General features: G+C 41.7%; 23 protein-coding genes and 1 riboswitch. Of the genes, 3 read left to right on the top strand and 20 right to left on the bottom strand.

Going from position 1 to position 24403, the window contains the following annotated elements:
* Positions 1-499: 499 nt before the first annotated feature.
* From dapF to EKM76_RS00885, 18 genes are all read right to left on the bottom strand, one after another.
* On the bottom strand, positions 500-1480 hold the full coding sequence (gene dapF, locus EKM76_RS00970; RefSeq protein WP_125548797.1) for a diaminopimelate epimerase: 981 nt from the start codon (positions 1478-1480) through the stop codon (positions 500-502).
* Positions 1481-1777: 297 nt separating this feature from the next.
* Complete coding sequence (gene ileS, locus EKM76_RS00965) at positions 1778-4570, bottom strand: isoleucine--tRNA ligase (RefSeq protein ID WP_125548796.1); 2793 nt, start codon at positions 4568-4570, stop codon at positions 1778-1780.
* A gap of 337 nt (positions 4571-4907) precedes the next feature.
* Positions 4908-5669, bottom strand: a complete 762-nt coding sequence (locus EKM76_RS00960; RefSeq protein WP_125548795.1) for a DivIVA domain-containing protein — start codon at positions 5667-5669, stop codon at positions 4908-4910.
* A gap of 18 nt (positions 5670-5687) precedes the next feature.
* Positions 5688-6470: a YlmH family RNA-binding protein gene (locus tag EKM76_RS00955; RefSeq protein ID WP_125548794.1), complete on the bottom strand. Its 783-nt coding sequence runs from the start codon at positions 6468-6470 to the stop codon at positions 5688-5690.
* A gap of 46 nt (positions 6471-6516) precedes the next feature.
* Positions 6517-6804, bottom strand: a complete 288-nt coding sequence (locus EKM76_RS00950) for a YggT family protein (protein ID WP_125548793.1) — start codon at positions 6802-6804, stop codon at positions 6517-6519.
* Between the two features lie 37 nt (positions 6805-6841).
* Positions 6842-7312 (bottom strand): cell division protein SepF, encoded by a 471-nt coding sequence (locus EKM76_RS00945; protein ID WP_125548792.1) that lies wholly within the window; start codon positions 7310-7312, stop codon positions 6842-6844.
* 98 nt (positions 7313-7410) lie between these two features.
* Positions 7411-8079: a YggS family pyridoxal phosphate-dependent enzyme gene (locus EKM76_RS00940; RefSeq protein ID WP_125548791.1), complete on the bottom strand. Its 669-nt coding sequence runs from the start codon at positions 8077-8079 to the stop codon at positions 7411-7413.
* Positions 8080-8140: 61 nt separating this feature from the next.
* Entirely contained in the window at positions 8141-9430 is a 1290-nt protein-coding gene (ftsZ, locus tag EKM76_RS00935) for a cell division protein FtsZ (protein WP_125548790.1), read from the bottom strand.
* 33 nt (positions 9431-9463) lie between these two features.
* Positions 9464-10771, bottom strand: coding sequence for a cell division protein FtsA (gene ftsA / locus EKM76_RS00930; protein ID WP_125548789.1), 1308 nt, complete (start codon positions 10769-10771; stop codon positions 9464-9466).
* 144 nt (positions 10772-10915) lie between these two features.
* Positions 10916-11776 (bottom strand): cell division protein FtsQ/DivIB, encoded by an 861-nt coding sequence (locus tag EKM76_RS00925; RefSeq protein ID WP_125548788.1) that lies wholly within the window; start codon positions 11774-11776, stop codon positions 10916-10918.
* Between the two features lie 65 nt (positions 11777-11841).
* The gene (murG, locus tag EKM76_RS00920; protein WP_125548787.1) at positions 11842-12933 is read right to left on the bottom strand and encodes an undecaprenyldiphospho-muramoylpentapeptide beta-N-acetylglucosaminyltransferase; all 1092 of its coding nucleotides are present in this window, start codon (positions 12931-12933) and stop codon (positions 11842-11844) included.
* A 5-nt stretch (positions 12934-12938) separates the two neighbouring features.
* Complete coding sequence (murD, locus tag EKM76_RS00915) at positions 12939-14318, bottom strand: UDP-N-acetylmuramoyl-L-alanine--D-glutamate ligase (protein ID WP_125548786.1); 1380 nt, start codon at positions 14316-14318, stop codon at positions 12939-12941.
* Positions 14319-14363: 45 nt separating this feature from the next.
* Positions 14364-15329 carry a phospho-N-acetylmuramoyl-pentapeptide-transferase gene (gene mraY, locus EKM76_RS00910; protein ID WP_125548785.1) on the bottom strand — a complete coding sequence of 322 codons (966 nt, stop codon included), beginning with the start codon at positions 15327-15329 and terminating at the stop codon, positions 14364-14366.
* Between the two features lie 27 nt (positions 15330-15356).
* A complete protein-coding gene (locus EKM76_RS00905) occupies positions 15357-17531 on the bottom strand; it encodes a penicillin-binding protein (protein WP_125548784.1) in 2175 nt (724 codons plus the stop codon).
* Positions 17528-17959, bottom strand: coding sequence for a protein required for the initiation of cell division (locus tag EKM76_RS00900; protein ID WP_125548783.1), 432 nt, complete (start codon positions 17957-17959; stop codon positions 17528-17530). The genes EKM76_RS00905 and EKM76_RS00900 overlap by 4 nt, the downstream gene beginning before the upstream one ends.
* Before the next feature lie 14 nt (positions 17960-17973).
* A complete protein-coding gene (gene rsmH / locus EKM76_RS00895) occupies positions 17974-18924 on the bottom strand; it encodes a 16S rRNA (cytosine(1402)-N(4))-methyltransferase RsmH (protein ID WP_164507554.1) in 951 nt (316 codons plus the stop codon).
* A gap of 26 nt (positions 18925-18950) precedes the next feature.
* The gene (gene mraZ, locus EKM76_RS00890; protein WP_125548802.1) at positions 18951-19382 is read right to left on the bottom strand and encodes a division/cell wall cluster transcriptional repressor MraZ; all 432 of its coding nucleotides are present in this window, start codon (positions 19380-19382) and stop codon (positions 18951-18953) included.
* A 211-nt stretch (positions 19383-19593) separates the two neighbouring features.
* On the bottom strand, positions 19594-19926 hold the full coding sequence (locus tag EKM76_RS00885) for a DUF3397 family protein (protein WP_125548782.1): 333 nt from the start codon (positions 19924-19926) through the stop codon (positions 19594-19596).
* A 138-nt stretch (positions 19927-20064) separates the two neighbouring features.
* Between EKM76_RS00885 and EKM76_RS00880 the strand changes: the two genes are divergently transcribed.
* Positions 20065-21012, top strand: coding sequence for a magnesium transporter CorA family protein (locus EKM76_RS00880; protein ID WP_125548781.1), 948 nt, complete (start codon positions 20065-20067; stop codon positions 21010-21012).
* Positions 21013-21087: 75 nt separating this feature from the next.
* Complete coding sequence (locus tag EKM76_RS00875) at positions 21088-21201, top strand: DUF4044 domain-containing protein (RefSeq protein WP_125548780.1); 114 nt, start codon at positions 21088-21090, stop codon at positions 21199-21201.
* Between the two features lie 69 nt (positions 21202-21270).
* Here EKM76_RS00875 and thiT read toward each other — a convergent pair whose 3' ends face one another.
* Positions 21271-21852, bottom strand: a complete 582-nt coding sequence (gene thiT / locus EKM76_RS00870) for an energy-coupled thiamine transporter ThiT (protein ID WP_125548779.1) — start codon at positions 21850-21852, stop codon at positions 21271-21273.
* A 36-nt stretch (positions 21853-21888) separates the two neighbouring features.
* Positions 21889-21988, bottom strand: a riboswitch (TPP riboswitch).
* Between the two features lie 141 nt (positions 21989-22129).
* Between thiT and EKM76_RS00865 the strand changes: the two genes are divergently transcribed.
* A complete protein-coding gene (locus EKM76_RS00865) occupies positions 22130-23494 on the top strand; it encodes an aspartate kinase (protein ID WP_125548778.1) in 1365 nt (454 codons plus the stop codon).
* A gap of 45 nt (positions 23495-23539) precedes the next feature.
* Here EKM76_RS00865 and EKM76_RS00860 read toward each other — a convergent pair whose 3' ends face one another.
* On the bottom strand, positions 23540-24370 hold the full coding sequence (locus tag EKM76_RS00860; RefSeq protein WP_125548777.1) for an amino acid ABC transporter substrate-binding protein: 831 nt from the start codon (positions 24368-24370) through the stop codon (positions 23540-23542).
* Between the last annotated feature and the right edge of the window lie 33 nt (positions 24371-24403).

The raw sequence follows: 24403 nt of genomic DNA, 5'->3' as shown, positions 1-24403 counted from the left end.
TCCTTGTTATCTAAGTAATACTGAACGGCCTGTTCCTTAAATTCCTTGTCATAACTGTGCTTCGTCATTATTTGATCCTCCAATTTACTTCCTTAATTATACTAAATCAGAGTCTCTATTTAACTTGTACACTTTTTATTCTAGGCCCACATGGCTAATCTACACCTCTATTTAGTTTGAAAAAAGTTAATTTAATTAAATATTTAAACTATCATTTTAATTACTTAGGGGTAATAGAAAGTAGATACTCATAATGTGAATAAAAGGAGGCCATCCTCTTAAAATAAAACAATAGATATTGACCCAAAAATCGCGGAGTCGATTTTTGATTAGAAAGCGCTTTCTAATATGTCTATCCTCTTTATACCATTGAGCCTATATCTGATGCAATAATACATCAGAATACTGCAACGTTTTGCAGATATAACGGCCAGAATGAGTAAATAACTAAAAAGACTCGGAGCACAATACTGTGTTCCGAGTCTACCATCGAACATATTTACTTTAAACCAGCCACAAACGCCTGATAAGCAGGTTGCTCCCCACTTACCTTAAAGGTCACGTGCTCAAAGTTACCGGCTAATAAATCGGCTAAACTTAAGGTTGCAGCACCAACAAACGTTGCGTTACCAATCAATTCCATCCAATAAGACTGTGCTGCAGTCTGATGTACAAGTGTTTTAACCATGCCCCCTGGATTACGCACCGTGATCGACTGATCAAAATCGCCGCCCTGCTCCAAGGCATAGACCAAACTAGCCGCTGACATACCTGTACCACAAGCATTGGTAAAACCAACGCCACGCTCAAACGTCCGCACAAAAATATGGTTTTGACCTAAAACTTCAACAAAACTAACATTAACACCATCTGGAAAGTAAGGATTCTGGCCATCATTTAAATAACCAGCAATTCGACCTAATTCTGGGCCCAATAGTGTTGTATGATCAACAAAACTGATTAAATGCGGATTGGGTACCGCAACCGCCGTAAAAGCTAATTGTTTCGACAACGCTGGGATTTTAGTCTGATGTAATTCAGCTAAGTCAGCAACGTGCATCCCTATATCAGTCGCTTTAAAACTAACCGGAGAAATTTCAGCCTGGAAAGTTTTAACTTCAGGCGCTAAGTCCTGCGCTTGTTTAACATTAAGATCTGCATACATGGTTTCGATTTTAAAATTGGTTTGCTGCTTCTGTTCTGATAGGTAGCGGGCAACCGTGCGAATACCATTACCACACATTGACGCCTCACTACCATCAGCGTTGATTACCCGCATCTTACCAGTAACCTGCGGATGACTAGAATCATCTACATATAAAACACCGTCAGCACCACCGGCTAAACCAGTTTCGCGATCCGTTACCTGCTGCGTTGCTTGCTTTAATTCAGCTTCACTTAAGCGATGCGCTAGCTTAGTTTGATCGAGAATAAAAAAATCGTTTTCCGATCCATGTACTTTGGTTAATGTGACATCCATTGTTACGACACCTCGACTCCACAATAAGTGGCTAATTTTTTCTAGACAAATTTTTTATCGATCTAGGCAATAATATTCGCTGATCACAATTCCGCTTATCAAAGATCGCGTTCAAGTATTTATCAGCTAAATTGATGAATAATCACCTGTATTAGTTACTGAAATTAAAATACAGTGTAGCATAAATGAGAAAAAAAAACTACGTGACTACTTATTTTTAGTCAAAAGAAAAAGGATCACCATAAGTAACTTACGGTGATCCTTAACCTTAGTCAACATTACACACGATCAACTAAACTAATCTTCAAACCCTTCAGTAACAGCTTCCGGGAAATGTTCTTCAACGATTTTAGCGCAACGGCCACAGAATTTCGGTAATTTAGGATCAACACCGACATCCGTCCGTGTCATGCGGCAACGAGGGCAAACTTCTCCCGCTGCATGTTCGATCGTCACTTTAACGTCCCCGAAATCAGCAGCATCAGCTGGTGCGCTTGTTTGGTCCGCAGCAACTTCTAAATCAGAAACGATCAGGATCTGCATCACATTTGCATCTAATGCATTTAAAAGCGCCTTAACGGTTGCATTAGGATACAAGGTCACTTTAGCTTCCAGTGATTTACCGATCACCTTAGCATCCCGCGCTTCCTCAAGTGATTTCAAAACATCAGAACGCAGATCCATAAAGTTAGTCCATAATTCCAATAAATCAACTTCATCAGTAAAGTGATCCACCACTGGCATCTCGGCTAACTGTACGTAATCTTCTGGTTCATGTAAGAAGCCCCAGACTTCTTCTGTTGTATGCGGCAAGATCGGCGTCAATAATTTAGTTAGATCAACTAAAACATTGTACATCACCGTCTGCATTGCCCGACGTTTTGGATCAGCCGCCGTCTCAATATAGACAATATCTTTAGCAAAATCCAAGTAAAAGGCTGAAAGATCTGCCGTAATAAAATTGCTGACCTGTTTGTAAACTGTCGCAAAATCATATTGATTATACGCCGCTAAAGCAGCTGACTTAACTTGATTCCAGCGAATCATTAAATATTTATCCACTGATTGTAGATCATTATAATCAAGCGCATCAGTGGCTGGATCAAAATCAGTCGTATTAGCTAATAAGAAACGAAGCGTATTACGAATCTTACGATAACTATCAGAAACTTGCTTGAAGCCTTCCATTGAAACGCGTACATCGGCCGATGAATCAACGGTTGCAACCCACAAACGGATAATTTCGGCACCCATTTGTTTAATGACCTTTTCAGGCGCAATTGTATTGCCTAATGATTTACTCATTTTATGGCCATCTTTATCCATCGTGAATCCTTGAGAAACGATTTGCTTGTAAGGTGCTGCACCAGAAACCGCTACGCTTGTGATCAAACTTGAATTGAACCAACCACGATATTGATCAGAACCTTCCAAATATAGATCAGCTGGATAAGTCAGGTAATCACGTTCAGCCAATACACCTTGATGTGACGAACCAGAATCAAACCAAACATCCATGATATCTGTTTCTTTAGTGAACTGACCATTTGGTGAATGTTCACTGGTGAAACCGGCTGGTAATAAATCTTTGGCTTCGCGATCAAACCAAATACTAGAACCGTGTTTAGCAAATAAATCAGCTACGTGGTCAATTGTTTCTGGTGTGATGATTGCTTCACCATCTTCACCATAGAAAATTGGTAACGGAACACCCCAAACTCGCTGACGTGAAATTACCCAATCACCGCGATCACGGATCATATTGTACAAACGTGTTTTGCCCCAAGATGGCGTGAAGGAAACTTTTTCAATTGCCGCCAAAATTTCATCACGAAAGGCATCAACTGATGCAAACCATTGTGGTGTTGAACGGAAAATAACTGGTTTCTTCGTCCGCCAATCCATTGGGTAACTGTGCAAATAGGGTTCCTGCTTCAACATTAAGCCTGCAGCAATAACTTTTTCAATCGCTAACTTATTAGCATCTTCATAAAACAAACCTTCAAAACCAGGTGCTTCATCAGTTAAACGACCTTGATCATCAACTGGAGAAAGAATCTCTAAACCATATTTTTTACCAACTTTAAAGTCATCGTCACCTAAGCCAGGCGCAGTATGTACCAAGCCAGTCCCTGAATCAAGGGTTACATAGTCACCTAACATCACTAAAAGATCACGATCATAAAATGGATGGCGTGCCGTCATATATTCCATTTCACGACCCTTAAGTGTTTGGACGGTTTTAACATCTTGCCAACCAGATTTTTCAGCTAAAGTACTAACTAATTCAGAGGCAACTACAAATTTCCGGTCTTCACCGCTGGGCTGGACCACTGAATAATCATAATCAGCTGACACCACGATGCCTTCACTAGATGGAATTGTCCATGGTGTAGTGGTCCAAACAACAAAGTAAGTATCTGTATCCAAGAGACCCTTACCATCTTTGACTTGTTCGCCATAGTAGGCTGATGGTGATTCGATATCTTTATATTCCAATTCTGCTTCAGCTAAAGCAGATTCTGAAGATGGTGACCAATGAATTGGCTTGTTCCCACGATAGATATAACCTTTTTTAGCCATTTCACCAAAGACGCGAATTTCGCGTGCCTCAAATTCTGGTGCTAAAGTCAAATAAGGCCGCTCCCAGTCAGCTGATACACCTAAACGCTTAAAATCAGTTCTTTGCTTGTCTACTTGCTCCAAGGCATATTTATGACAAAGTGCACGGAATTCAGAAATTGACATTTTTTTACGATCGTAGCCTTGCTTAGTCAATTGTTGTTCGATCGGTAAGCCATGCGTATCCCAGCCGGGAACATATGGTGCACGGAAGCCTGACATCGACTTAAAGCGAACGATAATATCCTTACTAATTTTGTTCAAAGCATGGCCAATATGGATATTCCCATTAGCATATGGAGGACCATCATGAAGCACAAAAGTTGGCTTACCCTCATTTAATTTTTGTCGTTGCTCGTACAGATTATTTTCTGCCCAAGCTTTTTGCCATTCGGCTTCGCGGACAGGTAAATTTCCTCGCATCGGAAACTTAGTTTTACCTAAGTTTAAAGTGTCTTTTACACGCATTAAAATCGCTCCCTTTTATCATAAATATACTTAATTAAATGATCTTGGTGTACTATTTCAGCAGTAGGCTCTGATTAGACTTAGTCACCACTAGTTACGCAAATAAAAAAGACCTCATCCCTAATTGGGACGAAGCCGTCGTGGTACCACCCAGATTTAGAGTGCACAATGGCACTCTCTCAATTGTAGTTTTAACGACTACAAGGCCGGCAACACTTACTAATGGTTCACTGTTGCATCAAAGCAAAGATGATCCACTAATTGTTAGAGCACCGTCAACCTTCCACCTAATGTCGACTCGCTGTTGTGATAGCAATTAGCTTACTGTTCTTTGTGATTATTTATCAAAATTTTCTGAATCAGGTTCGACTGCTGGCTGATCACCAATACCGGCTGCTTCACTAGTGTTGTCAGGGAAAATAATCATCGTTTCCCCAGGTGTATCGTTACTAGTTGATGCAGCTGTAGCATCTGCCGCGCCAGCACTCACTTGACTAATAGCTTGCGCAACTGCTGATTGGTTTGAGTTTACGCTATTTGCTTCGGAATTGTCAAGCCGCTGTTGTAAGATTTTTTGGATAGCTTCATCTTGTGAGCCATCATCATGGGCCAATAATTCGTCCCAATCTTTACTACGCACAATTTCTAATTGAGATTCTAGCATAACTTGCAGACGTTGGCGGAAAACGCGGGTTTGTTTCTTCAAATCTTCGGTTTCGATCGTGATCTGCTTAGCCTTTTGTGATGCATCTGCCAAAATTCGGTTTGATTTCTCAGTTGCTTCACTTAATAGGCTTTGTGTATTTTTCTGTGCTTCTTGATCAATGATCTCAGCTTCTTTTTGTGCATTGGTCTTAACTTTATCAGCTGCTTCTTGAGCCACAATAATTGATTGATTAAGGGCGTCTTTTAATTGATTGAAGTAAGTGACTTTTTCTTCACTTGCCTTCAAAGCAGTTTGTAGATCATCTTTTTGCTTTAAAACCGCTTCATAATCTTTAATAATTTGGTCAAGAAAGTCATTAACTTGATCTTGATCGTAGCCACGCATCTTTACATTAAATTCCTTGTTATGAATATCCAACGGGGTTAATGCCATATGAATCCCTCCAAAAAACTATTTTCGTAAAACGCCAAGTAGCAAACGGTACTTTTCCTTCTTGGTCCTACCTTCGATCTCATGTAACTGAATCCGACCATAACCACGTACAGAAATAATGTCGCGTAGACCTAGTTCAAAGTCTGGCCGGTCAAATTCTTGCCAGTTCAACTTTATTTTACCATTTTCAACTAATTCTTTCGAACGTTGGCGCGAAATATTGTAAACTGACGAAATTAGACTGTCAACGCGCAATGAACTTGTTGCGGTATGCTCCATCACCCAAGCATCTTTGGGTACCAATAATTCGGTATAATCCTTGGGCTCTAAACGAACACCAATGCGCCCAATCTTAACGATCTGTGTTTGAATATAATCCGCCATATTCGCTGTGACGCAGAATTGCCAGCGATCGCCATCCGTCATAATATCGCCGAACATTTCTCGCTTAATTCCGGCGTTGACTAAGGTACCCAAAATTTTACCATGCGATAGCGTTGAAAATTTAGTTGGGTAATGAATTTCAAATAGTTGAATCGCAAAATCATCTTGCGTTGGCGTGAAGTAATCCGGATAAAGCAATGCTCGCTTACGTTCTGCTGCACCATAACCGCCATCAAAGCGATAGTGTTGTTCACCCTTTTCACCGACCAAAGCCTCCACAATATATTGTTGGCGTGGATCTAAAAAGTCAGTTAAATATGGACGATACTGGTCACTAACATCTTGTAGCCAACCAGCTACTTGATCAATAAATGGCGCTTCTTCTTTACGAAAATGTTGGTAAATGTTCTCGTCCATAGTCACTGTCCTCCTTTTAAACCAGACGCACTAAACTATATATTGTTTAAATTAATGCCGGTAATATTAATTGAGCTAATGCTGCCACGCCATATTGGGCCATCCCTAAAACTAATAAGGCGATCATCGGTGCGAAACTTAAGCCCGCGATCGGCGGCACAAAGCGATAAAAAATATTTAGATAAGGTTCACTAAGACGACCGAGTAGCTGTCCTAACTTGGTTTGATAGGCATTCGGGAACCACGACATCAACACATAGATCACTAATATAAACATATAAATGTCGATCAAACGATTTAGAAGATAAAAAATACCACTGACAAGTGCAAGCAACGCATAACCTCCCTGCTATTAATCGTGTTTATTCAACCTAGCCTAAGCCATCCTTACGCAGGATATCAGATAAGTTACCATCAATTTCAAAATTAGCCGGGGTACATAGAAAAATATCATCACCAATGCGCTCAATGTCACCATTGATCGCAAAAACTGTACCCGTTAAGAAATCAACGATTCGTTTAGCTTGCGCCTGATCGATTCGATTAAAACTCAGAACTACTGCCCGACTATTTAATAAATGGGTCGCAGCTTCTTTAACATCTGAATAAATTCTAGGTTCAAAAATAACGATCTTGCTTGCTTTACTAGGTGTCGCATTCATAGGAACAACCTTCTTATTGTTAGTCGGTGTACTCCGATATTGTGGTGCTTTGGCTGAATTGTTTGGCCGTGCCGGCGTCGGTTCACTTACCTTTTTTTCTTGTGAGGCCGGCTCCGTGTAAAATTCGTCATCGTCGCTCATACCAAAAAACTTACTCAAATTCAATTTACTAAATGCCATTTTCTGACCTCCCTTTCGCTAAGTGAAACTAATTGCTATCACGGTTAAATATAACTTGATTCAGTTAAGTCGCTACGTCTATATAATAACAGACTTCACTATTGAAATAACGCGGTACCAACACGAACAAAAGTCGCACCTTCTAAAACTGCGATCCGGTAATCCCGCGACATTCCCATGCTTAGTTCACGACAAGGCGCATACGCTAAGTGGCGTTGTACTATCGCATCACGCTGTAAGCGTAATTTTTTAAACAACTCATGCAGCAACACGTCATCAGCATCGATTGGTGCCATTGTCATTAAACCGATCACGCGTATCTTAGTAAAGTCAGCTAACGCCGTAATAAAGGCATCAACTTCGGCTAATTCAATACCAGATTTAGCTGCTTCGCCGGATACATTAACTTCGACAAAACAATCAATTGGCTTGTGTGCTCGCTTCTCGATTTCCGCGGCTAAACTGACACGATCTAATGAATGTAAATAAGTGACTTGATTGATCACTTGTTTAACCTTGCGCTTTTGCAAATTACCAATAAAGTGCCACTTTAATTCAGGAGCCGTTAATGCTGCTTGCTTCTGGGCTAACCCATCAGGACGATTTTCAGCTAGGTCAAGCATACCAGTTGCAACTACCGCTTGTGCTTCTGCTATCGAATGATACTTTGTAACTGCCACTAAAGTAACGGGATCTGTTCGACCCGCTTCAAGACATGCGGCCGCAATTGTTTGTTGAACCTGATGAATATTTTCTGCAATTGACATTCCGCTGTCTCCTTTAGCTGCTCAAAGTCGATTTAATAATCCTGCTAGATACCGAGTCAGCCTAGTTACGCCGACGCCGGAAAAATGGTGGTTTATCTAAACCGCCGCTTTCGCCTTCTTCGCTACTATCGGTGTCTGTCCGCCGGAAAATATCAAAGTCAGTTTTTTCAGTTTTAGTAAAATTATTATCGTCACCTGCCGATGCTTGCCGTTGGCTTGGTTCTTGGCGAATATCCCAATTACCAAATGGATCATCATTACGTTTGCTGTTGCCCGCAGTTCGCTGCGTGTTAGCTGTAGCAGAAGTCGGAGCTGCTTCATTGGACCGTGGTGCTTCAAAGCCACGACTAGCAGCTTGATTATTCAAATTACGTCGCGCTGGCTGTGTCTTCTTGTCATCATCAATTCCGGTTGCGATCACGGTAACAATAACTTCATCACCTAAACTTTCGTTGATCGATGTCCCAAAAATAATATTAACATCACTAGTTGCTGCTTGTGACACAATATCTGAAGCATCCTGGGCCTCAAATAAGGACAAATCAGGACCACCAGTGATATTAAGTAAGACTTGTTCTGCACCATCGATCGAAGTTTCTAATAAAGGTGAAGAAATTGCTTTTTTAGTTGCTTCGCCAGTTCGATTTTCACCGGTTGCGGAGCCAATCCCCATCAAGGCTGAACCTTGATTTTGCATTACTGTTTTAACATCGGCAAAATCCAAGTTCACGTAACCTGGTGAAGTGATCAAATCAGAAATACCTTGAACACCCTGACGTAAAACATTGTCAGCTTCCTGGAAAGCTTCCAACATTGGCGTCTTCTTATCGACAACTTCTAATAAACGATTGTTAGAAATAATAACCAAGGTATCAACGTGCTGCTTCATTTCGGCAATACCCTCAGCGGCATTTTTAGCACGCTTAGGCCCTTCAAAACTAAATGGCCGTGTTACGACCCCAACTGTTAAGGCACCTAAGTCTTTGGCTGCCTTAGCGATGATTGGAGCAGCGCCGGTACCAGTCCCACCGCCCATACCAGCAGTGACGAAAATCATGTCGGCCCCTTTAAGTGCTTCCGTTAAGGCTTCTTCGCTTTCTTCGGCTGCTTTTTGGCCAATTTCTGGTGTTGCGCCAGCGCCGAGACCACGCGTTAGCTTTGCTCCTAATTGAATCTTAGTTTCTGCATCTGAGTTATCTAACGCTTGAACGTCAGTATTAGCGGCAACAAATGCGACCCCTTTAACGTCTTCAGCGATCATACGATTAACGGCGTTACCGCCGGCACCACCGACACCGATCACTTTAATAACAGCCCCAGTGTTTTGTGTTGAATCTAAAGAAAATTCCATAACTTGTATCCTCCTAATAATCTACTAGCGCCATTATTCAAAGAAATTACTAATAAACTTCCTGATGCCGGCGAAACGCTCTTTCTTTGGTTCTGACGCTTCATTTTGGGTTGTTGGCTGATTGTTTGCGGGTCGGAATTGCTCACGCTCAGGTTTAACGACTTCCTTTGCAGTATAACTGCCCTTTAATGTACTTTGAACGATCATATCGATCTCGCTTAAATTAGCTGAATAGCTGATCAAGCTCAACGCTTGGGCAAATGAAGGATGCCGCAATCCCATTTCATCGGGGATATACAGTTTAACATTATGCTCAAAAACATCACCGGCTAACTCGACGATCCCTGGTAGTGCGGTAACACCACCAGTCATCACAATACCACCAGGTAGATCTAATGCACCAACTTTACGCAAAGCCTGATTCATTTTTTCAAAAACCTGGGTCAATCTTGCTTCAATGATCTCAGCAAGATATTTTTCATTGACCGTCACAGGTGCTTCCTTACCAACAACTTCAACCGGAAAATTTTCTTCAGAAGAAGCTTGTAACGAATCAGCATAACCGTAGTCACGCTTAACCTTTTCAGCACTATCAAATGATGTATTCAATACGACGGAAATATCTTTGGTGATATAGTCGCCGCCTTCTTGGTCAACATAAGTATATTTTAATTTATGATCATGGATCACTGCGGCCGTACTTTGACCACCACCTAGATCAATTAAGACAGTTCCGAAATCTTGTTCACCATCGCTTAAAGCCAGCTTACCAAGACTCAATGGATTAACAACTAATTCTTTTAAAATGAGACCAGCGCGTTCAATACATTTTTGCATATTATGAATAACTGTTTTTGGTGCAGTTAACAAAATACCATGCATTTCCAAACGAACACCGATCATACCGCGTGGATCTTTGATTCCGTCAAAACCATCAACAATAAATTCATCAGGAATAATCGTTAAAATATCCCGTTCTGGTGGTAGATTGCGGACCAGTGCAGCGGCAGCTACATTTCTAACATCGCTGTCGTTAATTTCTTTTGATTCGTCTGCAACTGCGATCATCCCTTGACACGGCTCAATTTCGAGTAAGTTTGCTGGAATGCCTGCCGTAACTTCATGAATCTCAATATTAGCTTTTTGTTCAGCTTGTCGAACAGCCTTCTGGATCGCAGCGACCGCCTTATCAATGTCGACCACGACGCCGCGGCTCAAACCTTCGGAACGCTCACTACCCACTCCAATAACATTCATTTGTCCTTTAACATATTCCGCGACAATAACCTTTATTGAGGTGGTTCCAATATCAAGCCCAACGTATATGCCTGTATTTCCCATAAGCGGTGGAACCTCCTTGAAACAATTTTTAATTGATTTTTTAATTACACTATATGATTAGATTTTAACACACTCAAAGTTGGTTTTAAAAGCCCTATCATTAAGGTTAAACACGTTTTCATATATCTTGACGAAATTTTAATTTTAAAATGGGTAAGAGTAGGCGCCAACCTCCAAATTAACCGTCCCTTTTTTTTGCATTTCTTTAGCAATATTTGGATAATATTGCATTTTTTTTGCAAAAGTTGAGATCGTCGCATAAACCTGGTTACCATCATTCATATATAAATGTACCCGTTCTGGATTCAATTTAGTCGGCGTAAATTGAATCTCCGAGATGCCATTGCGGACAGTACTCGGCAACTTACGTGCTTGTTTGATCATTTGCTGCAACTTGGCACCAGATTTAAAGTGACTATAAACTGAATGGTTGCTCGTCGGTTGTGCGGTGCTGTCCTTAGCGATAACGCCATTTTCTAAAATCGGATAATAGCGCGTTCCGCGCACCAAGAGACCAACTGTTTTATATGTTTTAATTTTCAACTTGACATCACGAAAATTTTGAACCGCCAATGTGGCTGACTTAATTTTAGGTTCGCTAGTGGTCATTTTCTTTGTGATCGTGCGCTGTTTTAGCAAAATACCAACAACTGAATCACTGGTTTTAATGCCACTAGCATCAATGACCGTTTGTTCACTTAGTGGGCTTTGCTGATCACTAGTCACGCTCAGTAAACCAACTTTGCTAAGTGGTGACATAAAATACCCAGCAATAATTAAAATAATGACTAAGATGCTGAGTAAAAAAGTTAATCGACGCACCAAATGCTTACGTCGTAGCTCCTTCAACCGTGGTAGTTTATGTTCAATTGTTGGTTCCGGACGTGTGGTTGAATCTGCCTGTGTTTTTTGCTGTTGCTGATAAGCTTCCCAAGGTGTCAGCGCGGACGCCGGATCCTTATCAGTCGATTTTGATTTAGGACGCTTGATCCATTTTTTTGCCATCCGCGCACCTCTTTTCATTGTTTGATTTTAGATCAAGTCACTTAAAGACAGCTGGTACGCGGTCCCTAATGGATTAAATCCTGCATGACTTTGATCAAACGATCGGCAGCATCGGGTACCCCTAACTGTCGTGCTTGCTCGCCCATTGCTTGGCGCCGCACTGGATCAGTCATTAACTGGTCAGTTACCTTAAGCAACGTTGCGCCAGTCAATTGATCTTCAGTGATCATCTCAGCGGCTTGATGCGTAACTAAACTTTGTGCGTTTTTGGTCTGATGATCATTCGTCACGTAGGGGCTGGGGACCAGGATCGATGGAATACCTAGCGCAGTGATCTCAGCTAGTGAAGTCGCCCCGGCCCGGCCTAAAATAACCGCAACATCTGGCAACACAGTCTGCATATCACTGATATAAGGAACCACCGCAATATTAGAGCCAACTGTTTTGTCTTGTAGTGCTGTCTGAATTTTAGCATAATGCACCTGGCCAGAAACAAATAACACCTGATAGTTTTTTTGATTTAGTTCAGATAGCGCCGCCAGGAAGGCTGAGTTGATCCGTTCAGCACCCCGACTTCCACCAAAAATCAGTAAGGTCGGCACTGTAGTTTTTAATTTAAAATCAGATAAGCGCTGATTCGGCTGAATTCCTGCTACTTGTTGTGCCCGGGGATTCCCAGTTAAAATCACTTTTTGCTTAGGAAATTGCGTTGCCACTTCTGGAAATGCAATTGAAATACGATCAACAAAGTGTCCCAGAAAACGATTAGTTATTCCAGCAACACTATTTTGTTCATTGATCACCGTTGGAATATGTAACTGTGTTGCTGCAAATAACACTGCACTGGAGACATAGCCACCAGTCCCAACAACAACATCAGGCTTAAACTCACGTAAAATCTTTTTAGCCCGGTGGGTACTTTGTAAAAACAGCTTCAGTGTTTTTAAATTATCTAAGGACAACGAACGTTTGAATCCTTGCAATTTGATGGCTTCAAATGGAATTTGCTTTTGACGGATGATCCGGCTTTCTAACCCTTTTTCCGTTCCAATGTATAAAACATCATCTAATAGATTCCGTTCCTTTAAGCGTTCGAGTACCGCCAAGGCTGGATAAATATGACCACCAGTTCCACCGCCTGAAAAAATTACACGCATAAGATTTAGTTCGCCCCATTTCCTTTGATCAAATCAGCTACACCGTCAATAAAAATCTGCCCACGCACTTCAAAATTCGGGTACTGATCCCAGCTAGCATTAGCTGGTGACAGTAAAATGATATCGCCTGACTGACTCTTAGCATACGCGATCGGTAAAGCCGTCGCCACGTTTTCGACGATTTGAATATCCTTAATTCCGGCCGCTTCACCCGCTTGTGCTAATAGTTGCGCCGTTTCACCAAATAATAACAAGCTTTTAACGTGTGCTTGTAACGCAGGGGCTAAACGTTCAAAGGTAAAGCCACGGTCCAAGCCACCAGCTAATAAAATCACTGGCGCTTTAAAGCCCTTTAGCGCCATTTCAGTTGCTTCAATATCCGTCGCCTTAGAATCATTATAGAAACGCCGACCTTGCCATTCAGTGACAAACTGTAACCGATGCTTAACACCAGTAAAAGTCCGTAATACTTCACAGATCGCGTCATTACTTTGACCAGAAATTTTTGCCACTGCAATCGCCGCTAAAGCATTTTCAACGTTATGGTCACCTGGTATATTTAATTCACTTGTTGGCATCAGCACTTCATCACGATAGCAGAATTGCCCGTCTTTAACGTATGCCCCATCTGTGCTTAAGCCCTGACGTGAAAACGGAACGATTTGTGCCTTAGACTGCTGGCTTAACTCGCGCCATTCTGCTTGATCCCAGTTAACAACAAAGTAGTCAGTTGCGGTTTGGTTCATGGTGATTCGCATTTTCGCCTTAATATAATTAGCCCGACTGCCATGATAATCAATGTGCGCTGTGTAAATATTAGTCAAGACCGCAATATGTGGTTGCAGCTTAGTAATCCCCATTAACATAAAGCTAGAGAGTTCAGTTACCATTACATCGTTAGCGGTCACCTTCTGGGCCACTTCAGTTGCTGGCACACCTATGTTGCCAGCAACATAAGCCTTGCCAGCCGACCGCTGTTGATTAAGCATCTGAGCGATCAAGGTCGTTGTCGTCGTTTTACCATTGGTCCCAGTGACCCCGATCATAGGCGCTGCTGAAATTTCATAAGCCAATTCGGGCTCAGTAATAATCGGAATTCCTTTTTCCTGAGCTTTTTTAACCAAGGGATTGGAATAAGGAATGCCAGGATTTTTAACCATTAATTTAAAATCTTCGTCCAGCAAAGCAAGCGGGTGACTACCAGTGATCACCCGAATACCTTCAGCTAGTAATGATTGTGCATCTGGATTTTCTTCAAAGTCCTGCTTGTCGTTGACCGTTACTAATGCCCCTAATTTAGCTAACAGCTTAGCCGCATGGAAGCCACTTTTTGCTAAACCTAATACCAACACTTTTTTGTTTTGATAATCCGTTACTGAATTCAAGAATATTCGCTCTTTTCCACTTTTGGTTAAAATTTTATGATTTGACTACAGAAAAGCTATTAAATAAATAATGGCACAAAGTAGTCCAAAACTCCAGAAGGTTAATACAACACGCCACTCTGACCAACCAAGCATTTCAAAATGATGGTGGATCGGGCTCATTCTGAAAACGCGCTTGCCGGTCAACTTGAAAACGGAAACCTGGATCATCACACTGGCAGTTTCAATAACGAAAACTAACCCGATCAATAGCAGTGATAATTCACGATGTAGCAGAATTGAAACCGCTGCTAAGGCACCACCTAAAGCTAATGAACCCACATCACCCATAAAAATTTTGGCCGGTTTATGATTAAACCAGAAGAAAGCGATCAGCCCGCCGATAACGGTTAGACAAAAAATCAAGATGTCGGTGCGCCCTTCCTTGTATGCGATCACGGCATAAGTTGCAAAAGCAATCGTTGCAGTTCCGGCAACTAAGCCATCCAAGCCATCGGTTAAGTTAACTGCATTTGAGAACCCAACCAACCAAACTAGGATAAATAAAATATACAGTACGCTGAGATTAAGGTGACCGATCAACGGTAGATCAAACGCCAAGGGTAACCCTTCATAAATATAAACCGCGGTGAAAACCAAACCACCAACGATCTGGCCTAATAATTTTTGCCAAGCACGTAATCCCAGGTTACGTTTCTCGAATAGCTTGATCGAATCATCCATGAAGCCTAACGCACCATACAGAATTAAGATAAATAAAGTGATCCACGCCTGTACGGTCATTTGTTGCTGCCAATAACCCACCCAGATAGTGGAAATGACACTGGCAATCAAAAATACTAGACCACCCATAGTCGGCGTCCCTGATTTTTTTTCATGCCATTTTGGTCCTTCTTCGCGGATCATCTGGCCTTCTTTTTTCATCCGGAAATAGCCGATAAACAATGGCAACACAATAAATGTGATGGCAAAGCTACTGACCAGCGGAATCAACATCTGCGTAAATTGCATAACTTTCTTACTCCCTACTCTTATTCATTAAGGCTTACTTAACGTGACAGTGATCGTCTTGGCTGAATTTAATAATCCTTTTGCTGCCAAACTCTGTTTAGTTGCATAACCCGTTCCTTTAATTGTGATCTGTTTTCCTGTAAGTTCAGCTAATTTCAAAATATCACTTTTCGACCAACCAGTAACATCAGGCATGGTCATTGCCCCATTCGTTAAGAGCATTGCCCGTTGATCATCTAAAATCACTTCATTTGTCAGTGGCATCTGTTGCACGACTGTATCCCCAGTACCGATCTGCACTGTCTGGATGCCTGCTTTCGTCAGCGCAGCCGTTGCCGCACTGACCGTTTTACCACTGATACTAGGCATCGTAGTCTGTGTGTCAGCCGTCGAAGTTCCACTATCATAGTCCAACGCGCGCTTCATCAATGGATTAAAGATCTCTGATAAAATCTCACTAGCCGGTTGCGACATGTTTTGTGGCTGTTTCATCGTGATATACAGTACATATTTAGGATCACTGGCCGGTGCCATACCGACAACTGAGAAAATATAGTTATTATCTCCGGTCAAATAACCACCACCATTAGGATTACTAATTTGCGCAGTCCCTGTTTTAGTAGCAATTTTGTAGCCTGGTATTTGATAAGATAATCCTGTCCCGTAGCTCTTGTACGTGACATCCTGCATATCTTGTAGAACTTGACTAGCCGTTGACTTACTAATTGGTGTGCCTACCTGATGCGGCTTATACTTAGTCGTTTTACCGGTTGTTGGATCAGTTACCTTAGACACAATTTGTGGTTGCATTTCCTTACCGTTATTGGCGATTGCTGTAAAGCCCTGCATCATTTGCATAACCGTGACATTGATCCCTTGACCAAATGAAGTTACTGCTTGATCAGAAGTATGCTCAAATTGAATACTCCCACTGACTTCACCAGATAATAGGGATTTAGTTTTACTCATAAATTGGAATTTCTTAAGGTACTCTAACCATTTATCCTTGCCTAACGTCTGCTCAATTTTAACGAAACCAACGTTACTAGACAATGGAAAAGCTTTGCTTAACGGAATCGTTCCCCAGCCAGTTTGATTCCAGTCATGCACCGTTGTGCCACCAACTGTGACCTGACCTGACTGATAAGGGGTATCCGGTTGATATTTACCCGCATCAATCGCTGACGCAAGTGTGAAGATTTTCATGACCGATCCTGGCTCATAGGAATCACCAACTAAAGTATCGCGCCAAAAACTACCTAGACCAGAACCAGTTTCTGGATTAAAAGTTGGCCGTTGCGATGCGGCCAAGATTTGTCCCGTTTTTGGATTCATTAATACTGCATTTAACTGCTCCGGCTGATATTTAGTTTGTACGTTAGACATCAAAGTTTCCAAATAGGTTTGCAAACGTGAATCCAAAGTCAGATAAACATCTTGCCCATTTTTGGCTGCTTTTTGCTTGGCTTGAGTGTGTGGCAATTGGTAACCGTAAGAATCTTCTTTAATTTTCTTAACGCCATTGGTTCCAGTTAATGTGCTATTCAGTGTCTTTTCAAGACCCATAACACCAGCTAAATTTTGGGCAGTCCCGCCTTTAGTAGTCGCGTTTTGTTGTTGCGCCAAACCAATTTGGTGTGAGGCAAAGATTCCGTTTGGATACAAACGCGATGGTGTTTCGGTAAAGTAGACCCCATTCAGGTCAGCTTTATTAATCGCCTGTTTAATGGTTAAAGATAAGCCCTTACCGGCACTACCAAATTCTACTTGGAACGTTTTCGAGTTGGCTGGATTCAGGCGTTTTAATATAGCAGCTTTATCTAGTGGCAAATATTTACTCAATATTGTCGCTACCTTAGCTTTGTCGGTAACGTACAATTTTTTGTCGTTGATGCCCGTATAGTTTTTATCTAAAACCGCGTAAACAGAGTAAGTGGTAGAATCTTCAGCAATCGGCGCACCGTTAGCATCATAGATTGTCCCCCGTTTAGCGCGTAAAACTGTACTACTATCATATAAGGCACTTGCCTTTTGGGTTAAATTCTCATCATTGACGTGACCACTGATCACGATATAAGAAAAACGAAAGACGAACAGAAGAAAAACCACCACTAAAATGAAAAGAAAGAACCCGCCAAAAACTTGGCGGTTCCACCGTGGATTCTTCTTGCCCATCGATCGTTTATTACGTGGTACCTTCATTTACCGACATTCCTTATGTTTGCTTCGTTAAAAGTTAGACCATCTTTAGCTGCAACTGTGTTCAAATGACTAGACTGCATAATCTCGTTGATCGTCTGTTTAGCGTCACTGTTTTTAGCTTGTACTGCAGAAATCGTTTGTTCAACATCTTGTAGACTGCGCTGTGCATTAGCAACAGAGATTTGTGTTGCAACAATAACGGTTGCTAAAGCGACCACTGCTATTCCAGTCACTGTAAGTAAAATTTTTTCAAAAGCAGAGACGGCCACACGACCTGCAGGAATTGCCTGTGGTTGTGTTGCTGGATCAATTTTAGTTGCTGGCGCTGTTTCTGCCGGCGCTTTAATATGTATATCTGGTTGGGGCATGCTGGGCGCAACTGGCTCAGCTAATAATGAATAATCTCTTGCTGCACTTTCATCTGCCATACTTCACCACATCCTTAAAGCTTTTGTTTTTCAGCAACTCGAAGCCGTGCACTACGGGAACGTCGATTTTCATCAACCTCTGCTGCTGTTGGTTCTATTGGTTTTTTTGTTATGATCTTCAATTCTGGTAGTTCACCACTACCTTGAATTGGTAACCCATGAGGAATTTCAGGAACACGCGCATGTTCACGATAAATCGTCTTAACCACGCGATCCTCTAATGAATGGAAACTAATAACACTAATACGGCCGCCTAGGGCTAATAAGCCAATGGCTGACTCTAATGAAGCTTCTGCCGCACCAAGCTCGTCATTAACGGTGATCCGTAGTGCTTGGAATGAGCGTTTTGCCGGGTGACCGCCTTTACGTCGTGCTGCTGCAGGAATCGCTGACTTAATAATTTCTGCTAACTGTAAAGTCGTTTCAATCGGCGTAACAGCACGAGCACGTTCGATCGATCGCGCCACACGCTTGGCAAACTTGTCTTCACCGTAACGGTATAAGATTCGCTCTAGATCAGCATAAGGCCACTCATTAACGATCGTTCGTGCTGTCAATGTTGCGGTTCGGTCCATCCGCATGTCCAAGGGGGCATCTAATTTATAACTAAAGCCGCGCGCCGCCTCATCGAACTGTGGTGACGAAACGCCTAAATCATACAAGATACCATCAATTTGGCTAACACCACGCTGCGCCAATTCGGCTTTTAAATCACGGAAGTTAGCCTTGATGAAGCTAACTTTACCGGCATCATGTTCAGCCCGTAACCGCTGTTTACCGTTATCAATTGCCGTTTGGTCCTGGTCAAATGCGTACAGATGACCATCGCCGGTCAGGTGACTTAGTAGCAAAGCACTATGGCCACCACCACCCAGTGTTGCATCAACATAAATTCCATCCGGCTTAACCTGTAAGCTGTCAACGGTCTCATTTAATAATACAGTTTGATGCTTAAACACCGTCATTACACTCATCCATTCATTCTAAAAGTCTAAAAGTCAAAATCCAACATATTTTCAGCAATCGAATCAAAATTCTCCGCAATTTCAGCGCTGGAAGTTGCCCAACGTTCAGCATCCCAGATCTCGATTCGAGAAGAAACACCGATCATGACGCATGCCTTAGTCAATCCTGCATGCGTGATCAACGATTGTGGTAAATTAATTCGTCCTTGCTTATCTAATGTACATTCGGTGGCCGCTGAATAGAAGAAACGTACAAAGGCACGCGCATCCTTCTTAGTCAAGGGTAGTTGACGGAGCTTTTCTTCTAATGCTTGCCATTCAGATTGGGGGTAACCGAACAAACAGCCATCCATACCGCGAGTGACCACAAATTGATGGCCAAGCTCTTCCCGGAATTTAGCTGGAATAATCAAGCGTCCCTTCTGATCGATCGAATGACGAAACTCGCCCATGAACATTGGCAACACCCCCACAAATGTACAATTTTAGTCTACCACATCGCCCCACTTTCTACCATACTTTCCCTCAATAAATTAGTAAAAAAACTGCTTAAACTTTTCTAAAGTTGATACTAAACTAAAAAAACGACAAAATCAGCCGTTAAATCAAGCTGTAAGCCTTACCTTACAAACAAGATTCTTTACGTTGATTTTGTCGTCGCGTGTGTATTTAATACCACTGCAGCACCACTAATATTAGATAAGCAAGTAAACTAGGCGCGAAAAGTAATCGCCACCAAATTTTCAAAAAAGTTCGATATAAAATTTCGCCCCGCCGCCAGGCTAAACTGACCGCAACAAAAATGGCCATAATCGCCATAATAACAATTAATAAACTCGTTGCTTGATAACGGTAGCGAATCCAGATCAGGATATCACTAGCAAGTAACAGGCTAAACGTGACCCAGTCAACTGGTGCAATCCGCCATTTAAAATGAGTTAACCGCATTACCACACCAATGATCAATCCAATCACTGGTAGCAATACTCCCAGTACAAGCATTCACTCTGACCACCTTTTTCTTATTTCAGACAACTATCATGAAGTTACTGGCTTCACTTACATTTAGCCTACGGGAAAAGTGTTAAAATAACAAGGATAGTTTAAATTAACCTTTCTTAATGAGGAGAAGCCGATATTGTGATTAATTACTTCCATACCGTAAACGACCAATTGCTGCCGCTCAACACTTATCAACGTAATTGCTGGGTTCATGTTGAACGACCAACCACGACTGAAATTAGCCAGCTGCAGTCCCGCTTTACCATTCCACGTGACTATTTGACCGCCGTATTAGATGATAAAGAAAATCCGCGCACTGAAGGCGTTGAGCAATCGATTATCGAACGACCTGCTTTGATCCTAACCCGGTTCCCCCACGAAACCGTTAGTCCTTTAGGCTATAATGAGTACACAACTTACCCTTTTGCAATTATCTTAACCGCTGATGCGCTGATCACCGTCAGTAACCATCCAGCACTCTTTGTTCGCGATTTTTTGTTACATCAACCGCGCTTGAATTCAGATAATCATGAACGTTTGACCTTGAAATTGATTTGGTTTATTAACAAAAGTTATCTTGATTGTTTGGACCAAAATAGTCATATGATGAATTCACTAGAAAAAACATTGACGCTAGCAACTGAGAATAACGATCTATTCCAGTTGACCGCGATGCAAAAGAGTTTAATTCGCTTCCAAAGTGCATTGCAGCAAAATAAACAGCTGCTAACAACCTTGCAAGACAGTGAATTCTATTTTGAAACTAAACCGTTCATTGAATTACTACGCGACATTCTAATTGAAAGCGATCAAGCCGCTACCATGACCGCGCAACAAAAGCAGATTATCGATGAGTATAATACTACGGTCAGCTCAATTGTTTCCAACAATCTAAATATTATTATGAAAGTTCTGACTTCAATTACGATCATTCTCACCATTCCAACAATTGTCGGTGGTATCTATGGTATGAATGTTCACTTGCCAGGTGCAAGCGGCGCTCACGCTTTTGCAGTTATTATTTTCTGGACCTTAGTTTGTTCTTGGCTGGCAGCTTGGTGGTTACGCCATCACCATTTTTTCTGAAACAATAATTGCAATTCACTTAGAAACAAGTTAAACTTATGCTAATTAATTCGATTGAGGTGGCAATAAAGCGTAATGAAAAAAGAAAAAACTAGCGGTTTCGCAAAACTAACTAAAGTCGTAATCTGGGTCATGTTAATTGCAACGCTTGGTGGTATGGTCATGACCGCCGTTGCAGCCTTTCAATAAGAAGCAAATCAACTAAAATACGGTATCTGCCACTTAGTAGTGGTAGATACCGTATTTTTTATAATTAAATTAAGCCGGCTGCATATTCTTAGGACTAAACAATTGTGGCGCACTGATCAATAGCAACACAACGACTACATTTGCCAAGATCAAATTTAGAATTGCGCTACTGCCATTCGCAACTAATGAGTAAAGCACCGGGCTCATCCCCTTAGGTGCATATGAACCCCAATAAAAAACGCCTGCTACAAAGTGAAAGAAATATTTAGCAAAGACACCAACCACAGTTGCACCCACTGCATAGCCAAACATCCGCCCACGCTGCTGGCGAAGCAACGCTTTTTGCAGTGAACTTGTGCCGATACCAATTAAACCAACAGCAGCAAAGGCCAAAGGATATTCAATTAGCCCTTGTATCGGATTCAAAAAACCACCACTACCAAAACCACGTAGAAATAGATCTAATAATCCCCAAACTAATCCTGAACTGATTCCGGCTTTCCAACCGCGGCGTAAACTATAAACCGCTAACGGAATGATCCCGTAAGAAATATTCAACGGCCCGACAGCGTGGGGTAAATACTCCAACACCATTGCCAACGCAGCGATCACTGTACCTTCGATCCAAACTAATAGATGCCGATTAGACATAAAAAATCCTCCTCATAGATTAATTGACTACAAAGAGGCTGACGCCACTACAATTCCTACGCGTGTGTTAACACAACAGGTTCAAGGGTCTGAATTTAATCACTCTCAGCCAAAAAAGGCTCCCCTTTGCAGTTAATCATTTAATTGTGGCTTCAGCATAGAATAATTTCACAATATTGTCAACTTAATCTGATCTTAACAAAAATTGCCTTTTAGATGTGAATTTGCTATGCTAATATTAATTTTATTTTAATAATCCGGAAAGAAGTGGCTAAGTTTGAAAGTGGCTAAGTTTGGTGGAAGCTCATTAGCTTCCAGCGACCAACTCAAAAAAGTAATTAATATTATTCGTGGCGACAGTAAAAGACGCGCAATCGTCGTATCGGCGCCTGGAAAACGTTTTGCGGATGATCGAAAGGTAACCGACCTACTAATTGATTACGCCCAAGTAACCCTTAGAAAAACAAATCCAGTCGCTATCCAACACGCAATTATTGCTCGTTATCAAGAAATCGCCACTGGCTTCGATTTACCAGACAGTGAATTCCAAGTTATTCGCGACCATATTTTACAACTACCGCAACAAGAATATCCTTCGGCTGACTATTTAATGGATGCCTTTAAGGCCGCCGGCGAGGATAATAATGCCAAATTGATCGCAGCTATTTTAAATCATTTAGGTTTACCTAGTCATTACCTTAGTCCACGGGAAGCTGGCTTGTTGGTCAGCGCAACGCCTGGTGATGCACAAGTCCTATCGGAAAGTTATGCCCAATTAGCTGCCTTCAAAAAAAGCAAGTCGCTGTTGATCATTCCTGGCTTTTTCGGTTATACCAAAGCCGGCCAGATTTGTACTTTCTCGCGTGGTGGTTCCGATATTACCGGTGCTATCTTTGCCCGTGCTTTTAAAGCAGAATTATATGAGAATTTTACCGATGTCGATGCGATCTATGCCGCTAATCCGAATATCGTTACCCAGCCTACTGCAATTGAGCACTTAACCTTCCGTGAAATGCGCGAACTATCCTACTCTGGTTTTTCTGTTTTTCATGATGAAGCCTTGATCCCAGCAATCGAAGGTGGTATTTCTGTGCGGGTGAAAAATACTAACCATCCATTACGACCTGGCACTTTAATTTCAGCACGTAAAATTTATGATCCGCAGCGACCTATCTCTGGTATTGCCAGCGATACCGGATTTCTCGGTATCTATATCCGTAAATATTTAATGAATAAACAAGTCGGTTTTGTGTTTAAAGTCCTACAAATTCTAGCAGAATATGGCATTAGTTTTGAACACATTCCTTCTGGTATCGATGATATCACGATCATCATTCGTGAACGTGAATTAACGGCTGAACTAGAACCAAAAGTAATGGCCGCAATCAAAGCCGCTATTCATCCCGATGATATTCGCGTCATCCATCACTATGCGCTAGTCATGATCGTCGGTGAAGGGATTCAAGATCATATTGGTATGATGGCTAAAGCGACCAATAGTATCGCCCAATCTGGTGTCTCCTTAGTCACGTTAGATCATGGCGCTTCACCAGTTTCAATCATGTTTGGCGTACGTGAGAAGGACGAATTCAACGCGGTTCGTGGCCTCTACAAAGCATTCTTTAGTACTGAAAAAGCGTAAATAAATAGCCGTCACCTTAAATCAGGTGGACGGCTATTTATTTACTTATTTTTGTGGAATCGTATCATCTTCGCCAAACCATTTATAACTGATTTTTTTCATCGTACCGTCGCGATATAATTCTTTCATTGCGGCGTCAATTTTACGTTGTAGCGTTTTATCCGACTTACGCATCCCCACCGCAAAATCTTCCGGCTCAAAGCTACCATCGGTCACCTGATAATCATCACGATTAGCTTGATGGTCAATATAATAATTTGCATACACCCGATCAATCAATAATCCCTGGATCCGATTGGCGTTCAAATCAATAAAAGCATCATTAAACGTACTGTAAAGCACTGGCGAACCATTTTTGATGTAATTTTTTAATAATTTAGGCTCGGATTCTAAACTTGAATAACCAGAGGAGCCGGTTTGTACCCCTAAAACTTTGCCTTGCATACCAGCAAAGCTATTGATCTGATCTTTCTTCATTGTCACCAAAATTTGCTTATTCAGTAAATACGGCGAGCTAAACCGAACAACCTTCTTACGCTGCGGCGTGATCGTATAGCCATTCCAAATCAAATCAATGGTGTGATTACGTAATTCAGTCGCATTCATTGACCAATCAATAGTTTGAAAATCAACTTTAATATTGTATTTTTTAAAAACAGCGCGGGCTAGATCAATATCAAAGCCTTCTAGCTTCCCACTTTTAGCGCGGAAACCCATTGGTACAAAGCTATCATCTAACCCAACAATAACCGTTTTACGACGTTGGATCGTCGACCACGAATCAGCTTTCGTATCGGCGCGCGAACAGCCAGTTAAGCTGATCGCACTAAAAAGTACCAAAACTGCTAATAATGTCCCCAGTATTTTTTTACGCATTTTTTGGCCTCCTTTTCATTATTATCATACGGC

It is taken from the genome of Loigolactobacillus zhaoyuanensis, assembly GCF_003946385.1.
GTDB lineage: Bacteria > Bacillota > Bacilli > Lactobacillales > Lactobacillaceae > Loigolactobacillus > Loigolactobacillus zhaoyuanensis.
The sequence above is the reverse complement of the archived record's forward strand: the minus strand, read 5'-3'. Positions and strand labels throughout refer to the sequence as shown.

Coding starts and splice junctions, on each gene's coding strand:
- EKM76_RS00940 (WP_125548791.1), bottom strand. CDS start 8,079: ATGTCAATTGCAGAAAATATTCATCAGGTTCAACAAACAATTGCGGCC.
- ftsZ (WP_125548790.1), bottom strand. CDS start 9,430: ATGGAATTTTCTTTAGATTCAACACAAAACACTGGGGCTGTTATTAAA.
- EKM76_RS00905 (WP_125548784.1), bottom strand. CDS start 17,531: ATGAAGGTACCACGTAATAAACGATCGATGGGCAAGAAGAATCCACGG.
- EKM76_RS00885 (WP_125548782.1), bottom strand. CDS start 19,926: ATGCTTGTACTGGGAGTATTGCTACCAGTGATTGGATTGATCATTGGT.
- EKM76_RS00955 (WP_125548794.1), bottom strand. CDS start 6,470: ATGGACGAGAACATTTACCAACATTTTCGTAAAGAAGAAGCGCCATTT.
- ftsA (WP_125548789.1), bottom strand. CDS start 10,771: ATGGGAAATACAGGCATATACGTTGGGCTTGATATTGGAACCACCTCA.
- EKM76_RS00900 (WP_125548783.1), bottom strand. CDS start 17,959: ATGGCAGATGAAAGTGCAGCAAGAGATTATTCATTATTAGCTGAGCCA.
- mraZ (WP_125548802.1), bottom strand. CDS start 19,382: ATGTTCATGGGCGAGTTTCGTCATTCGATCGATCAGAAGGGACGCTTG.
- EKM76_RS00960 (WP_125548795.1), bottom strand. CDS start 5,669: ATGGCATTAACCCCGTTGGATATTCATAACAAGGAATTTAATGTAAAG.
- rsmH (WP_164507554.1), bottom strand. CDS start 18,924: ATGACGGTGTTTAAGCATCAAACTGTATTATTAAATGAGACCGTTGAC.
- EKM76_RS00860 (WP_125548777.1), bottom strand. CDS start 24,370: ATGCGTAAAAAAATACTGGGGACATTATTAGCAGTTTTGGTACTTTTT.
- EKM76_RS00875 (WP_125548780.1), top strand. CDS start 21,088: ATGAAAAAAGAAAAAACTAGCGGTTTCGCAAAACTAACTAAAGTCGTA.
- EKM76_RS00945 (WP_125548792.1), bottom strand. CDS start 7,312: ATGGCATTTAGTAAATTGAATTTGAGTAAGTTTTTTGGTATGAGCGAC.
- murG (WP_125548787.1), bottom strand. CDS start 12,933: ATGCGTGTAATTTTTTCAGGCGGTGGAACTGGTGGTCATATTTATCCA.
- dapF (WP_125548797.1), bottom strand. CDS start 1,480: ATGGATGTCACATTAACCAAAGTACATGGATCGGAAAACGATTTTTTT.
- thiT (WP_125548779.1), bottom strand. CDS start 21,852: ATGTCTAATCGGCATCTATTAGTTTGGATCGAAGGTACAGTGATCGCT.
- mraY (WP_125548785.1), bottom strand. CDS start 15,329: ATGCAATTTACGCAGATGTTGATTCCGCTGGTCAGTAGCTTTGCCATC.
- EKM76_RS00925 (WP_125548788.1), bottom strand. CDS start 11,776: ATGGCAAAAAAATGGATCAAGCGTCCTAAATCAAAATCGACTGATAAG.
- ileS (WP_125548796.1), bottom strand. CDS start 4,570: ATGCGTGTAAAAGACACTTTAAACTTAGGTAAAACTAAGTTTCCGATG.